The following is a 14,679-nucleotide window of genomic DNA, read 5'->3' as shown; positions in this document are numbered from 1 at the left end:
TAACCTAGACCGTCGGCGTGTCTGACTGGATACGTCGCGCCTCTGAGCACCTCCCTCCCGCTTGCCGGGAGAGGCCGCTCGTCCGATTCCGGAACGCCGCGGGCCCTTGGGCCCGTGTGAGTGGCTGGCTTCAGAGGTTTCATCCCGAGTGAGAGAGAGATCCGCGTGTACGCCATCGTGCGCAGCGGTGGTCGCCAGCACAAGGTTGCTGTCGGCGACATCGTTGAAGTTGACAAGATTCCCACTGCCAAGGTTGGCGACACGGTCGAGCTCTCGACCCTGCTCGTTGTCGACGGCGACGCCGTGACCAGCGACCCGTGGGTTCTGGCCGGGATCAAGGTTCAGGCCGAGATCGTGGACCACCACAAGGGTGCCAAGATCGACATCCTGCGCTACAAGAACAAGACCGGCTACCGCCGTCGCCAGGGTCACCGCCAGCAGTACACGGCGATCAAGGTCACCGGTATCCCCGCGGCTGCGAAGTAAGAGGGACTGAGACATGGCACACAAGAAGGGCGCATCGTCCACCCGGAACGGGCGCGATTCCAACGCTCAGCGGCTCGGCGTGAAGCGCTTCGGCGGTCAGGTCGTTTCCGCTGGTGAGATCCTCGTCCGCCAGCGCGGCACCCACTTCCACCCGGGCTCCGGCGTCGGCCGTGGCGGCGACGACACGCTGTTCGCCCTGCTGCCCGGCTCGGTGCAGTTCGGCACCCACCGTGGCCGCAAGGTCGTGAACATCGTTCCGGTCGCCTGATCGGATCTTTGCGGAGGCGGACCTCACTTCCCGTACGGGAAGCGGGTCCGCCTTTCGCGTGTTACTAGATAGACATTCCGTACTCCCCCGCCCTTCGGCCGGGGGTACCCCCAAACTGGAGGCACAACCATGACCACCTTCGTGGACCGCGTCGAGCTGCATGTCGCCGCGGGTAACGGAGGCCACGGCTGCGCCTCCGTTCACCGGGAGAAGTTCAAGCCGCTCGGCGGACCCGACGGCGGCAACGGTGGCCGCGGCGGCGACGTGACCCTGGTCGTCGACCAGTCCGTCACCACGCTGCTCGAATACCACCACTCGCCGCACCGCAAGGCCACCAACGGCCAGCCCGGCGCCGGTGACAACCGCTCCGGCAAGGAGGGCCAGGACCTCGTCCTGACCGTTCCCGACGGCACCGTCGTCCTCGACAAGCAGGGCAACGTGCTCGCCGACCTCGTCGGCGAGGGCACCACCTTCGTCGCGGGCCAGGGCGGCCGCGGCGGCCTCGGCAACGCCGCGCTGGCCTCCGCCCGCCGCAAGGCCCCCGGCTTCGCCCTCCTCGGCGAGCCCGGCGAGTCGCGGGACATCGTCCTGGAGCTCAAGACCGTCGCCGACGTGGCCCTCGTCGGCTACCCGAGCGCGGGCAAGTCCTCGCTCATCTCCGTTCTGTCGGCCGCCAAGCCGAAGATCGCCGACTACCCCTTCACGACGCTCGTCCCGAACCTGGGCGTGGTCACCGCCGGCTCGACCGTCTACACGATCGCCGACGTGCCGGGCCTGATCCCGGGCGCCAGCCAGGGCCGCGGCCTGGGCCTGGAGTTCCTGCGCCACGTGGAGCGCTGCTCGGTCCTCGTGCACGTCCTGGACACGGCGACGCTGGAGTCCGACCGCGACCCGGTCTCCGACCTCGACATCATCGAGGAGGAGCTCCGGCAGTACGGCGGTCTGGAGGACCGGCCCCGGATCGTCGTCCTCAACAAGATCGACATCCCGGACGGCCAGGACCTCGCGGACATGATCCGCCCGGACCTGGAGGCGCGCGGCTACCAGGTGTACGAGGCCTCCGCCGTGGCCCGTACGGGCCTGAAGGAGCTCTCCTTCGCCCTCGCCGGCATCGTCGCGGAGGCGCGCGCGGCCAAGCCGAAGGAGGAGGCGACCCGGATCGTCATCACTCCGAAGGCCGTCGACGACGCGGGCTTCACCGTCACGTACGACGAGGCCGAGGACGTGTACCGGGTGCGCGGCGACAAGCCCGAGCGCTGGGTCCGCCAGACCGACTTCAGCAACGACGAGGCCGTGGGCTACCTGGCCGACCGCCTCAACCGCCTCGGCGTCGAGGACAAGCTGATGAAGGCCGGCGCCCGCGCCGGCGACGGCGTCGCGATCGGCACCGAGGAAAACGCGGTCGTCTTCGACTGGGAGCCGACGATGATGGCGGGCGCCGAGATGCTCGGCCGCCGTGGCGAGGACCACCGTCTGGAGGCCCCGCGTCCGGCGGCGCAGCGCCGCCGCGACCGGGACGCGCAGCGGGACGACGCGCAGCGCGAGTTCGACGAGTTCGACCCCTTCTAGGACGAGTTCGACCCCTTCTAAGACGAGGTCGACCCCTTCCAGGACGAGTCGACCCCTTCCCGGGAGAGAGGGCCGCCGATGCTGTCGGCGGTCCTCTCTTTCGTCTTCCGTGCTTACCGTCCGTGTGCGCGCCGCTACGATGCCCGGATGATCGAGCCCCCCAGGCCACTCGGCACGGCACGGGTCAGTGTCGTCGTCATCGCGTACAACGACGCCGAGCACGTAGGCGACGCGATCCGTTCCGCCCTCGCCCAGGGCGAGGCCGTCGGCGAGGTGGTCGTCGTCGACGACGCCTCCGGGGACGCGACGCCCGACGTGATCGCCGGGTTCGCCGACGAGCCGCGGGTGCGGCCGCTGCTCCGCGACGTCAACAGCGGCGGCTGCGGCACCCCCCGTAACGACGGCATCGCCGCCGCCGTCCACCCGTACGTCCTGTTCCTCGACAGCGACGACGTGCTGATCGCCGGTGCCGTCGGCGAACTCCTCGCCGTCGCGGCGCGCGAGCGCGCGGACGTCGTCACGGGCCTCTGCGTGCGGCGCGAGCTTCCCGGGGGCCGCGAGACGGTCTGGGCGGCCTCGCTGTACGACGTCTCCCGGGGCGCCACCCTCCCCGGCACCGTCCTCGACGGCGTCGAAGGACACCCCGAATTGGTCCTCGACACCCTCTCCGTCAACAAGCTCTACCGTCGCGACTTCCTGAACGACCATGCGATCCGCTTCCCCGAAGGCGCCTTCCACTACGAGGACTTCGTCTTCGGCGCCCGCGTCCAGGCCGCCGCCCCCCGCCTCGCCGTCACCGACGTGCCCCTGTACGTCTGGCACGTGCGGCGCCAGGCCTCGAACCTGTCGATCTCGCTGCGCCAGGCCTCCCTGGCGAACTGGGAGCACCGGGTCGCCGCGCACCGCGCCGTCGTCGAGGTGTTCCGCAAGGCGGGGCGTCCCGCGCTCGCCGTCGCCGCGCAGACGAAGTTCCTCGACTACGACCTCCCCATGTACCTCCGCGAACTGCCGCGGCGGACCGCCGCCTACCGCGCCGACTGGTGGACGCTCACCCGTGACCACCTCGCCGGCTTCGACGACGCCGCGGTCGCCGCCGCCCCGGCGCCGAACCGCTGGCTGTACGCCGGGCTCACGGCCCTGGCCGCCGCACCCGAAGGGCGCGAACTCACCCGGTTCGCCGAGCTCGCCGCCGGCCGCCCGCGGCTCGTCCCGCCGTACCGCCGCGCCGAGGACGGCGCCCCGGTGCTGGCCGCCGCCCCGGCCGACGTACCGCTGGACGGTCTCGCCGAGCTGTCCCCGGCGGGGCTGCCGGTCGCCGTGGACGGTGCCGTCTCCGTCGGCGGGGCCACCCGGGTGACCCTCACGGTGCACGAGCTGTACGGGCGGGTCGGTGCCCTGCGCCCGGTCTCCGTCCGGGTCGGGTTCGCCGAACGCGTATCGGCCGCGAATCTCTCCGCAGAGGCCCCGCTGATCCCCGCCGACGAGGGCTGGACCGCCACCGTGCGGGTCCCCACCGCGCAGCTGCTCCGCGCCGGCCGGCTCGCCTCCTGGTCGCTCCTCGCCGAGCTGCGTTACGCGGACGGCTCGACCGGCTGCGCCGAGGTCAGGGCCCCGGAGGGGTTCGCCGGCCGGCGCGGCGTGGTCCTCGGCAGGTTCGGCCGCGTCCTTCTCGTCCAGGTCGTGGCCTCGGCACGGCGTGGTCTGACCCTCCGGCTCACGGGAGGCGCGGCGGGTGCCCGCCAGGTGGTGTCCGGACGGATCAGGAGGCTCCTGGCGAGGCGGTGAACACCACCCGGTGAGCGGGCGACGAGTTTCGGAACAATTTCCCGCCGGGTCGTGACTTGGTGGTCGCCGGGGGCGTTCATCAATCAACTGTGAGCGCGCTCTGTACTGCCGCATGCCCGTGTGAGAGGACTTGGATGCCGACTAGCGACGTCCCCGATGTGAGCGTCGTCGTCATCGTCTACAACGATGAGGAACGGCTCCCACGAGCGGTTCGGTCCGTACTCGACCAGACCCTGAACAATCTCGAAGTGATCATCGCCGACGACTGCTCGACCGATGGCACCGAGCGCGTCGCGCGGGCCCTGGAGGCCGCCGACCCCCGCGTGCGGTACGCGCGCCTGGAACAGAACAGCGGCGGCTGCAGCGCCCCCCGCAATCGCGGCATCGCGATCGCCCGCGCCCCGTACGTCATGTTCCTCGACAGCGACGACGAACTGCCCCGGCACGCCTGCAAGAGCATGCTGCTCGTCGCCGAGGACACCGGCGTCGACTTCGTGACCGGTGAGGTGACCCGGCTCTACGAGGCGTCCGGCACCACGGGCCTGTGGTACCCGCACCTCTTCGCCGAGCAGCGGGTCGTGGAGGGCATCGCCGAGCGGCCCGAGTACTTCTTCGACCACCTGTCGACGAACAAGCTCTACCGCACCGCCTTCATCCGAAACAACGGGCTCGCCTTCCCCGAGGGCATCCACTACGAGGACCAGCTGTTCTCCGCGCAGGCGTACACGCTCGCGGAGACCTTCGCCGTCGTGCCGTGGTCCGTCTACACCTGGCGCCTCGCGCCGGAGAGCGTCTCCATCTCGTCGAGCCGGCACAAGATCCAGAACGTCCGCGACCGCATCGGCGTGGCACGGCTGATCGACGCCTGGCTGGAGGAGCGCGGCGAGTCCGGGCTCCGCGCCGAGAAGGACCACAAGTTCCTCCGCCACGACTTCCGCCTGTACCTCGGCGACCTGCCGTTCCGGGACGGCGACTGGATCGCCGAGTTCGCCGCCGAGGTCACCCCGTACCTCGACGAGATCTCCGGCGAGACCTACGAGCGGCTCTCGCGCGAGGAGCGCGTCTGCCTCCACCTGCTGCGCACCGGCAGGCTGGAGGAGGCCGCCGCGGCCGCCCGCCAGTTCGGCCGGCCGCAGCTGGCGCCCCGCGCCGTGACCGAGGTGGACGGCGTCCCCTACTGGGGCGACGTCGCACCCGCCGACGACGCGAGCCGCAGCGAGCTGGACCTCGGCGAGTGGCACCTGCGCGAGCAGACCCTCGGGAGCGGGCGCCTGCGGCACGAGCTGACCTCCGTGTCGATGCTCGGCCCGGTCCTGCGCCTGGAGATCCGTACGTACGACCCGGTCGGCCTGATCACCGAGGACACCCAGGCGTCGGCCAAACTGGCCGCCCACAAGACGCCGATGACGGTGCCGCTCACACTCGTCCCGGACGGCCGTGGCCAGTACGTGTCCAAGGCCGAGCTGGATCTGCGCAAGGTTCCGGTCGGCAAGGTCGGCGTGGCGACCCGCCGCCACCCGGTGATCGTCCTGGAGCACGACGACGCGCGGCGCACGGACATCCTGCTCGCCCAGCACGACCAGCCCGACTTCCGGGCCACCCTCAGGTACCACAAGTTCGGCATCCATCACGTGCGGGTCCAGGCCGAACAGAAGGGCGCGGGGCGCCTTGAGGTGACCTGGCAGCGTTCCGGCGTCCTGAAGTCCCTCGAACCGCTCGGCCCCTACGCCCGCAAGACCAAGGCCAAGGTCGGCAAGGTCAAGAAGATCCTCGTCGGCAACGAGGGCAAGGCGACGGCCTACGACGCCGTCGCCAGGCTCCCGCGCAAGCGCGGTCTGGCCGTCTTCGAGGCGGTGGAGGGCCGCGGCTACGCGGACAACCCCCGCTACGTCTACGAGGAGCTCAAGCGCCGCGCCCTCCCGATCGACGTCGTCTGGGCGTACTCCGGAAGCCGGGACTCCTTCCCCGACGACGTCACGCTCGTGAAGCGCGGGAGCTTCGCCTACGGCCGCGCGCTCGCCCGGGCCGCGTACTGGGTCGACTCGCACAACCTGCCGTACCTGTACGCGAAGCCCAAGGGCACCCGGTACCTCCAGACCTGGCACGGCCAGACCTTCAAGGCGATGGGCTTCGACGTCCCGTCCTTGCGCGGTGCCTCGGAGATCGAGAAGGGGCGGTTCCGCGCCGCCGTCGGCCGCTGGGACGCGCTCGTCTGCCCGAGCGCCGAGTTCGAGCGGACCTTCGTCCCGGCCTTCGAGGTGCAGGCCGACCTGATCCGCTCCGGCTACCCGCGCAACGACGTGCTCGTGCGCTGGGCGGAGCCGGAGCATCGGGCCAGGGCGGCCGCCGCCCGCGAGGCCCTGGACATCCCGCCCGGCCGCAAGGTGCTGCTCTACGCCCCGACCTTCCGCGACGCGGCCCGCCGCACCGGACAGTCGATCCGGGTGGACTTCGAGGCGCTGGCCCCGTACCTGTCCGACGAGTGGATCGTCGTCGTGCGCGCCCACCCGTACGACCGGTTCACGGTCGATCCGGGGCTCGGCCACTTCCTCCGGGACGGCTCGGCGTTCGCCGACGTCAACGACCTGATGCTGGCCTCGGACGCGGTCCTCACGGACTACTCGTCGCTGATGTTCGACTACGCGAACACCGGTCGCCCGATACTGCTGTACACGGACGACTACGAGCACTACAAGGGCGGCGACCGGGGCACGTACTACGACCTCGAGGACATCGCGCCGGGGCCGATGCTGACGACCACCGAGGACCTCGCCGCCGCCGTGCTGGACCTGGAGGGCGTGCGGGAGCGGCACGCCCAGCGCTACGCGCGCTTCCAGGAGATGTTCTGCTCGTACGAGACCGGCCACGCGAGCAAGCTGGTGGTCGACGCTTTTTTCGAAGGCGGCACCCATGACTGAGGCCCCCCCTGCCCGCAACGTGTTCTTCGTCGGTGTCGACGTCGACTCGATGGGCGGATCCCAGCGGGTGCTGCACACCCTCGCCCAGGGCATGGGCGAGCGGGGCCACCGCGTCGAGCTGATCGGCATCCGGCCGAGCCCCGAGCCCTTCCCGTACAACGCCACGCGCGCGTACCGCCATGCGACGCTCTATCCGCCGGCCGCGGACCCCAGGCCGCCGGTGCGGACGGTCGGCGACCGGCTCAGCCTGGCGCGGCGCGCCGACGCCCGCCGGGCGCGGGCCGCCCGCGAGCACGCGCGGGCGGAGATGCAGCGGCGGCTGTCGGCGGTCGAGGACGGCTACATCGTCTTCGGTTCGCCGTGGGCGGTGGACTGGGTCATGCCGCTGGACTGGCGTCATCTGAAGGGCATCGGGCAGTACCACGAGTCCTTCGCGCAGGCCAGGCGCAGTGCCAACCTGAAGCTGATCCGGCGCCACTACCCGGCCCTGGAGCAGACCCTGGTCCTCTCCCAGGGGGACGCGGTCGAGTTCGTCAACCAGCGCCTGCCGAACGTGCGGGTCATGCCGAACCCGCTGCCGTTCTACCCGGACGAGCGGGCTCCGCTCGACACCCTCAAGATCGGCGCGGTCGGCCGGCTCGACCCGATCAAGCGGTACGACCGGATGATCGAGGCCTTCGCCCAGGCCCGCGCGGATGGCCGGGGTGCGGGCGGCCGGGGTGCGGGTGCCCGGGGTACGGGTGGCCAGGGCGCCGGGCGCCAGGGCGCCGGGCGCCAGGGCGCGGGTCGCGAGGGCTGGGAGCTGCATCTCTTCGGCGACGGTCCGCTGGAGAACGAGCTGCGGATGAAGGCCGAGGACCTCGGCGTCGCCGACCAGGTCGTCCTGCGCGGCACGGTCAAGGACATGGCGGCCGCCTACCGCGAGCTGTCCGTCGTCGCGATCAGCAGTGAGCGCGAGGGCCGCCCGATGGCACTGGCGGAGGCCGCCGCGTGCGGGGTGCCGTGCGTGAGCTTCGACGTGTCGGGCGGTGTCCGGGAGCTCGTCGAGGACGGCGTCACGGGCACCCTGGTGCCACCGGGCGACGTGCCGGGGCTCGCCGCCGCGTTCGGCGAGCTCATGGACGACGCCGCGCTGCGGCGGCGGTACGGCGCGGCGGGGCGGGAGCACGTCGCGCGCTTGTCGCTGCCGAGCGTCCTCGACCGGTGGGACGCCGTCTTCGCGGAGATCGAGCGCTAGCGAGCGCCGGCCCGAGGCCGCCGGGCGGACCCCTCCACGGTCCGCCCGGCGGTCTCGGGCCTGTGGCTAAACTGTCGGAATGACCTGGCTCATCACCGGCGGCGCCGGATACATCGGTTCCCACGTCGTCAAAGCAATGACCGAGGCCGGCGAGCGTGTCGTCGTGGTCGACGACCTCAGCACGGGCAACCCGGCGCGCGTCCCCGAGGGCGTCGCGCTCGAGAAGGGCTCGGTCCTGGACCGCGACTTCCTCGACCGGGTGCTGCGCGAGCACGCGGTCAAGGGCATCGTCCACCTGGCGGCCAAGAAGCAGGTCGGCGAGTCGGTCGAGCAGCCGCTGTTCTACTACCGCGAGAACGTGACGGGTCTGCAGACCATCCTGGAGGCCGCCGCCGGCGCCGGGGTGAAGAGCTTCCTCTTCTCCTCCTCCGCCTCCGTCTACGGCATGCCCGACGTGGACCTCGTCACCGAGGACACCGAGTGCCTGCCGCTCAGCCCCTACGGCGAGACCAAGCTCGTCGGCGAGTGGATGGCGCGTGCGGTCGGCCAGGCCCACGGGATCTCCACCGCCTGCCTGCGGTACTTCAACGTGGCGGGCGCCGCGGCCCCCGAGCTCGCCGACACCGGTGTCTTCAACCTGGTGCCGATGGTCTTCGAGCGGCTCGACGCCGGCGAGTCCCCGCGCATCTTCGGCGACGACTACCCGACGCCGGACGGCACCTGCATCCGCGACTACATCCACGTCGCCGACATCGCGGACGCCCACCTCGCGGCGGCCCGCACGCTCGCCGCGGCGGGCGAGGCCGGCGAGACGGCCACGCTGACCCTGAACATCGGGCGCGGCGAGGGCGTGTCGGTGCGCGAGATGGTCGACCTGATCAACGAGATCACCGGTCACAGCGTCGAGCCCGTCGTCACCCCGCGCCGGCCGGGCGACCCGGCCCGCGTGGTCGCCTCCGCGGAGCGCATCGAGTCGGAGCTCGGCTGGAAGGCGCGCCACGACGTCCGCTCCATGATCAGCTCCGCCTGGGAGGGCTGGGGCGCGAACCGGGCGTCCCGCACGGCGTAGTTCGTCGTTCGTCCTTCGTAGTTCGTAGTTCGTAGTTCGTAGTTCGTAGTTCGTCGTACGGAGTGGGGCGTCCCGGGTCAGGCCCGGGGCGCCCCACTCCGTCGTGTCGTGGGCAGGCGCCGTCAGGGGCGGTGGATGCGGTCCACGCCGTAGTACGTGGCCGCGCACTGCGCCGCCCAGTCCCGCTCGTACGTGCGGGCGAACAGCGGCTCGGTCAGCCCGCCGACGAGGAGCGGCCGGTACGCGACGTCGCGGGTGCCCGCCGCGACCTCCGCCCGGATCCGCGCGTTCTGCCGGTCCCAGGCGGTCGCGCGTACCACCGTGCTCGTGGTCAGCGCGTACACCGGCCGCACCAGGGCGGCCGTGCTGCCGACGGCGATCGCGCCCACCGCGACCAGCGCCGCGGCGCGGGCGGCGGGTCGGCCGGGCGCCCGGAGCAGGAGCGCCAGGCGGTACCCGCCCCACGTCCCGTACGCGCAGAGGGCGAGCAGCAGCGGGAGCAGGAAGCTCGTCCAGGTGCGCCCGTACGTCCAGCCCACGTCTCCGTAGCCGGTGCGCAGCCCGTACGTCACGGCCAGGCTCGCGAGGGCGATGAGCGGCAGCGGCAGGAGCACCGCGATCCGGAACAGCCGACGCGGGGGGAGTCCGGCGGCGGCCCCGCCGGGCGCCGGGGCGTGGGCCGGGGCGCGGACCGGGGTGTGGGCCGGGGCGCGGGTCAGGCCCAGGCCGAGGCCCAGGAGCGCGCCGACGGCGGCCGCGCCCGCGTACGCCCCCTGGCTTCCGATCGTCTCCCAGACGTGCCCCCAGTCGCGGAACGTCTCTCCCACCACGGCGGCCGACAGCGGCTCCGGCGGATGCTGGGCGCGCCGCCACCGCGCGCCGGGTGACGTGGTGAGCAGGACGAGGCCGGCGGCCAGCCCGAGGCATGCGGACGCGCACCAGGTCGGCACGTACCGGTCCTTCGTCCAGCCGAGCCCGGGCAGGCAGAGGAGAGCGGTGGTGCCCGCGAGCAGCCCGGCGACCATGGCGAAGGGTTCGCTGAGCATGCCGAGCGCCGCGCCGGTCGGGAACGCCGCGGCCACCGCCGTGGTCCGCGCCCACCGGTGGCCGCTGCGCGCGGCCCGGACCGCGCAGAGCACCGCCCCGAGGCCGATCACGCTCGGCAGGGTGTGGGAGATGGTCGCCGGGGCCCAGAGCAGTACCTGGTACGAGCGGGTACCGGCGAAGAACAGCAGTGCGGAGAGGAGCGCCGCGGCGGCGGCGAGCAGGACGGGGGGAGGGTCGGGCAGGCGCAGGGCGCGCAGCGCGGCGCGGCCGAGGAGGAGGAGTCCGGCGCCGAGCGTGATCACGAGGAGGGCGGGCAGCACTTTCGGCCCCCGCATGTCGTCGGAGTAGATCAGGCCGGTGAGGAAGGCGTTCGTGACGCGCCCGTTCTGCGTGCGGTAGAAGTCCCAGGTGATGCCCAGGACGCCCATGTCGCGGGCCTTCCACAGGGCGCACCAGTCGTCCGACGTGGGGCGTACGTAGAGCCCGAGGAAGGCTCCGACCGAGAGGAGCGCGCCGGCCCCGGCGGAGACGACGAGGCCGATCCAGGACAGTGCCCGCCGGGGGCCGACCGCGCTACCGCCCTTACGCCCGTCCCGGCCCCCGTCCCTGCCCTCGTCTCTCTCCCTCTCCCTGTCCCCGTCCCCGTCCCTGGTGTCGGTCTCCTGTCCGCCGTCCGGAAGCGGTGCGTCACTGTGCTCCGGGGGAGTCGTCCTACTCACCGGTCATCGCTCCAGGTGGTCAAGGTTCGCGGCACGGCGTCTCTATGGGTGACAAATGGCTAGGGATGCCCGGTATATGAATATCTTCCCCGCATGCTTTGCTGCATGGACGACATGCCGACCGGGAGAGGTCACCCAGGCGACGCCCGGCGGTCACCGCCGCTCAGTACCGTGGCCGCGCTGCTCGAAGGAGAGTTCGGTGGCGGTCCCTCAGGACGTACTCTCGCTCATCCCTCTGGAGTGACCGTTCCATGACCAGGCTTTCCGTCGTCGTCCCCTGCTACAACGAGGAGGACGTCGTCGAACGGTTCGACGCCCGCATGCGCCAGGTGCTCGACGGCCTGCCGGTCGGCTACGAGATCTGTTACGTGGACGACGGCAGCTCCGACGGAACCCTCGGCAAGCTGCGCGCCATCGCCGCCCGGCACCCGCACCGCACCCAGTACGCCTCCTTCAGCCGCAACTTCGGCAAGGAGGCCGCCATGCTCGCGGGCCTGCGCAAGTCCACCGGCGACGCCGTGGTGATCATGGACGCCGATCTCCAGCACCCGCCCGAGCTCCTCGCGCGCATGCTGGACCTCTACCAGCAGGGCCACGACCAGGTCATGGCGCGGCGGACCCGCGAGGGGGACAAGAAGCTCCGCTCGACGCTCAGCCGCGTGTACTACCGGGCCGTCAATCGCTGGGTCGACGTGGAACTCACCGATGGGGTCGGGGACTTCCGCCTGCTGTCCCGCCCCGCCGTCGACGCCCTGCTCTCGCTGCCCGAGTACAACCGCTTCTCCAAGGGCCTCTTCTCCTGGATCGGCTTCGACACCGTCACCTTCGACTACCAGAACGCCGCGCGCGAGGGCGGCGAGACGAAGTGGAAGTTCAGCTCCCTGCTCAACTACGGCATGGACGGGCTGATCTCCTTCAACAACCGCCCGCTGCGCATCGCGCTCTGGCTGGGAATGATGCTCAGCGGCCTCGCCGTCCTGTACGCGGCCTGGGTGGCCGTCGCGGCGATCACCCAGGGCGTCACCGCACCCGGATACGTCACCCTGGTCGCGATCATCGTGGGGCTCGGGGGAGTGCAGATGGTGATGCTGGGGCTGATCGGCGAGTACATCGGCCGGATCTACTACGAGACGAAACGGCGGCCGCACTTCCTCGTGAAGGAGACCCACCGCTCCTTCGGGCGCGGGGCGGCCGAGCGTGCCGCCGCCGAGCGCATCCGCGTCGTGGCCACCGACCGGGAGCGCTGATGGCGTCCGGCGCGGGGGGCGCGCGGCGGGCGCGGCTGGCCGAGATCTTCCGGTTCGCGCTGGTCGGCGGCGTCAACACCTGCACGTTCTTCGGGTGCTACCTGCTGCTCCACCCCTGGATGGCGTACTTCGCCGCGTACTCCCTCGCCTTCCTCCTCAGCATGGTCGGCTCGTTCTTCCTCAACACCTACTTCACCTACCGCACCCGGCCGACCTGGAAGAAGTTCGCCCTCTTCCCCCTCACCAACGTCACGAACTACCTGGTGCAGAGCGTCGGCCTGTACGCGCTCGTCACCTGGGCCGGCATGGACGACAGGATCGCGCCCCTCGTCGCGGCCGTCGTCGCGATCCCGTTCACCTATCTGATCTCCCAGCGGATCCTGGTGCCCCGCAAGCCACCGGAGGGCCCGGACGGGTCCGGTCCAGGGAACGGAATGGACGAGCGGCAGCCCTCCCGGCTCGCGTAGATTGCCTGGCAGCCGCGGCGGGGCACACGCGGCGCGTGGGACAGCCGAGTGAGGACGACGCAGGTGACGACGCAGGTGACGGGACAGACGGACGTGGCAAGGCAGTACGTGACGGAGGCCCGCAGGATCGTCGTCAAGGTCGGCTCCTCCTCGCTCACCACCGCCTCCGGGGGCCTCGACGCCGACCGCGTCGACGCGCTCGTGGACGTCCTCGCCAAGGTCCGCAGCGGCGGCGAGAAGGAGATCGTCCTCGTCTCCTCCGGCGCCATCGCGGCAGGTCTCGCACCTCTCGGCCTCACCCGCCGCCCCAAGGACCTCGCCCGCCAGCAGGCCGCCGCCAGCGTCGGCCAGGGCCTTCTCGTCGCCCGCTACACCGCCTCCTTCGCCCGCTACGGCGTCCGCGTCGGCCAGGTCCTCCTCACCACGGACGACACCAGCCGCCGCGCCCACTACCGCAACGCCTACCGGACCCTCGACCAGCTCCTCGCCATGGGCGCGCTGCCCGTCGTCAACGAGAACGACACCGTCGCCACGGACGAGATCCGCTTCGGCGACAACGACCGGCTCGCCGCCCTCGTCGCCCACCTCGTCCGGGCGGACCTGCTCGTCCTGCTCTCCGACGTCGACGGGCTGTACGACGGCGACCCGGCCAAGCCCGGCACCGCGCGGATCGCGCAGGTCGCCGGCCCCCAGGACATCGCCCACGTCGAGATCGGCGCGGCGGGCAAGGCCGGCGTCGGCACCGGCGGCATGGTCACCAAGGTCGAGGCGGCCCGGATCGCCGCCGCCGCCGGCACGCCCGTCGTCCTCACCTCCGCGAGCCGCGCCGCCGACGCCCTCGCGGGCCGTGACACCGGCACGTACTTCCACCCCACCGGCCGCCGCTCCGCCGACCGGCTCCTCTGGCTCGCCCACGCGTCCACCCCGCAGGGTTCCCTGACCCTGGACGACGGAGCCGTACGAGCCGTCGTCCAGGGCAAGAAGTCCCTGCTCGCGGCCGGTATCGCGGGCGTCGAGGGCGACTTCGTCGCCGGTGACCCCGTCGAACTCCGCGACACGGAGGGACGGGCCGTGGCCCGCGGGCTCGTCAACTTCGACGCCAAGGAGATCCCCCAGCTCCTCGGCCGGTCCACCCCCGAACTCGCGAGGGAACTCGGTCCTGAGTACGAGCGCGAGGTCGTCCACCGTGACGACCTGGTCGTCATCCGCTGAAACGGCTGAAAGTACGGCCATCCGGAAGGGACGTTTACCAAAACCGCCCCATCTGCCGCCTCGGGCTGGTCAACTTTGTCTCGGGGGTAAGCAGCAAGGCGGGGTACAGCACCACACGCATCACACAGGAGGCCGCCGGTGAGACGAGCGCGCCCAGGGGCACCGCCCCGCGGGACTGCCGAACGCGCCCTGACCAGTGTCGAGGCCGGAGCCGACTTCGACGAGGCACGGGGCAGGTCCACGGACACGAAGACCGAGACCACCACCGAGACACGGGAATCACGCGCCGAGGAGCGGCCCCTGTCCAAACTCTGGCACATCACCCTCAGCGTCTCCGGAGCGGAGTCACCGCTGAAGGAGGTGCGGCGCGGGCTCGAACAGCTGGCCCATGACCACCCCTTCCTGCTGACCAGCCGCTACGCCAACGACCACGCCGAGATCCGGTACTGGGAGGAGGCCCGCGACCTGCACGACGCCGCGGCCGTCGCCCTGCGTCTGTGGGGCGAGCACCGCCAGACCGCCAAGCTGCCGCCCTGGGAGATCGTCGGTCTCGAGGTCATCGACCGCGAGACCTACCACCAGCGGATCGCGGAGGGCTACGGCCCGCCACCGGCGGCGCCGGTCGGCGTCCACCCCTATTGAGGGTATCTCGGAG

The 14,679-nt window shown here is 71.6% G+C and carries 12 protein-coding genes; 11 read left to right on the top strand and 1 reads right to left on the bottom strand.

Annotated elements, in window-relative coordinates; genetic code table 11:
- Positions 1 to 165 precede the first annotated feature (165 nt).
- The 7 genes from rplU (at position 166) to galE (ending at position 9,332) form a co-directional block, all read left to right on the top strand.
- Positions 166 to 486 (top strand): 50S ribosomal protein L21, encoded by a 321-nt coding sequence (gene rplU / locus ACFWWU_RS16475; protein ID WP_056558958.1) that lies wholly within the window; start codon positions 166 to 168, stop codon positions 484 to 486.
- A 13-nt stretch (positions 487 to 499) separates the two neighbouring features.
- Entirely contained in the window at positions 500 to 754 is a 255-nt protein-coding gene (gene rpmA / locus ACFWWU_RS16470) for a 50S ribosomal protein L27 (RefSeq protein WP_056640498.1), read from the top strand.
- A gap of 129 nt (positions 755 to 883) precedes the next feature.
- The gene (gene obgE, locus ACFWWU_RS16465) at positions 884 to 2,323 is read left to right on the top strand and encodes a GTPase ObgE (protein WP_384145188.1); all 1,440 of its coding nucleotides are present in this window, start codon (positions 884 to 886) and stop codon (positions 2,321 to 2,323) included.
- Between the two features lie 147 nt (positions 2,324 to 2,470).
- Complete coding sequence (locus ACFWWU_RS16460) at positions 2,471 to 4,108, top strand: glycosyltransferase (protein WP_384145185.1); 1,638 nt, start codon at positions 2,471 to 2,473, stop codon at positions 4,106 to 4,108.
- A 134-nt stretch (positions 4,109 to 4,242) separates the two neighbouring features.
- Positions 4,243 to 7,026, top strand: a complete 2,784-nt coding sequence (locus tag ACFWWU_RS16455; RefSeq protein WP_384145182.1) for a CDP-glycerol:glycerophosphate glycerophosphotransferase — start codon at positions 4,243 to 4,245, stop codon at positions 7,024 to 7,026.
- On the top strand, positions 7,019 to 8,263 hold the full coding sequence (locus tag ACFWWU_RS16450) for a glycosyltransferase (protein ID WP_384145178.1): 1,245 nt from the start codon (positions 7,019 to 7,021) through the stop codon (positions 8,261 to 8,263). Before ACFWWU_RS16455 ends, ACFWWU_RS16450 begins: the two co-directional genes overlap by 8 nt.
- A 79-nt stretch (positions 8,264 to 8,342) precedes the next feature.
- Positions 8,343 to 9,332: a UDP-glucose 4-epimerase GalE gene (galE, locus tag ACFWWU_RS16445; RefSeq protein WP_384145175.1), complete on the top strand. Its 990-nt coding sequence runs from the start codon at positions 8,343 to 8,345 to the stop codon at positions 9,330 to 9,332.
- A gap of 122 nt (positions 9,333 to 9,454) precedes the next feature.
- Here galE and ACFWWU_RS16440 read toward each other — a convergent pair whose 3' ends face one another.
- Complete coding sequence (locus ACFWWU_RS16440) at positions 9,455 to 11,098, bottom strand: hypothetical protein (RefSeq protein WP_384145172.1); 1,644 nt, start codon at positions 11,096 to 11,098, stop codon at positions 9,455 to 9,457.
- Between the two features lie 251 nt (positions 11,099 to 11,349).
- On the opposite strand from ACFWWU_RS16440, the gene ACFWWU_RS16435 reads away from it, so the two are divergent.
- The 4 genes from ACFWWU_RS16435 to ACFWWU_RS16420 all read left to right on the top strand — a co-directional run bounded on the left by ACFWWU_RS16435 (position 11,350) and on the right by ACFWWU_RS16420 (position 14,666).
- The gene (locus ACFWWU_RS16435; protein WP_384145169.1) at positions 11,350 to 12,345 is read left to right on the top strand and encodes a glycosyltransferase family 2 protein; all 996 of its coding nucleotides are present in this window, start codon (positions 11,350 to 11,352) and stop codon (positions 12,343 to 12,345) included.
- On the top strand, positions 12,345 to 12,812 hold the full coding sequence (locus ACFWWU_RS16430; protein ID WP_384145166.1) for a GtrA family protein: 468 nt from the start codon (positions 12,345 to 12,347) through the stop codon (positions 12,810 to 12,812). Before ACFWWU_RS16435 ends, ACFWWU_RS16430 begins: the two co-directional genes overlap by 1 nt.
- Before the next feature lie 108 nt (positions 12,813 to 12,920).
- Positions 12,921 to 14,024 (top strand): glutamate 5-kinase, encoded by a 1,104-nt coding sequence (gene proB / locus ACFWWU_RS16425; protein WP_384145884.1) that lies wholly within the window; start codon positions 12,921 to 12,923, stop codon positions 14,022 to 14,024.
- 138 nt (positions 14,025 to 14,162) lie between these two features.
- On the top strand, positions 14,163 to 14,666 hold the full coding sequence (locus tag ACFWWU_RS16420; RefSeq protein WP_384145163.1) for a hypothetical protein: 504 nt from the start codon (positions 14,163 to 14,165) through the stop codon (positions 14,664 to 14,666).
- Positions 14,667 to 14,679 lie beyond the last annotated feature (13 nt).

The organism is Streptomyces sp. NPDC058650 (assembly GCF_042717315.1).
Lineage (GTDB): Bacteria > Actinomycetota > Actinomycetes > Streptomycetales > Streptomycetaceae > Streptomyces.
Note: the sequence above shows the minus strand (reverse complement) of the source record. Positions and strands in the feature narration are given on the sequence as shown.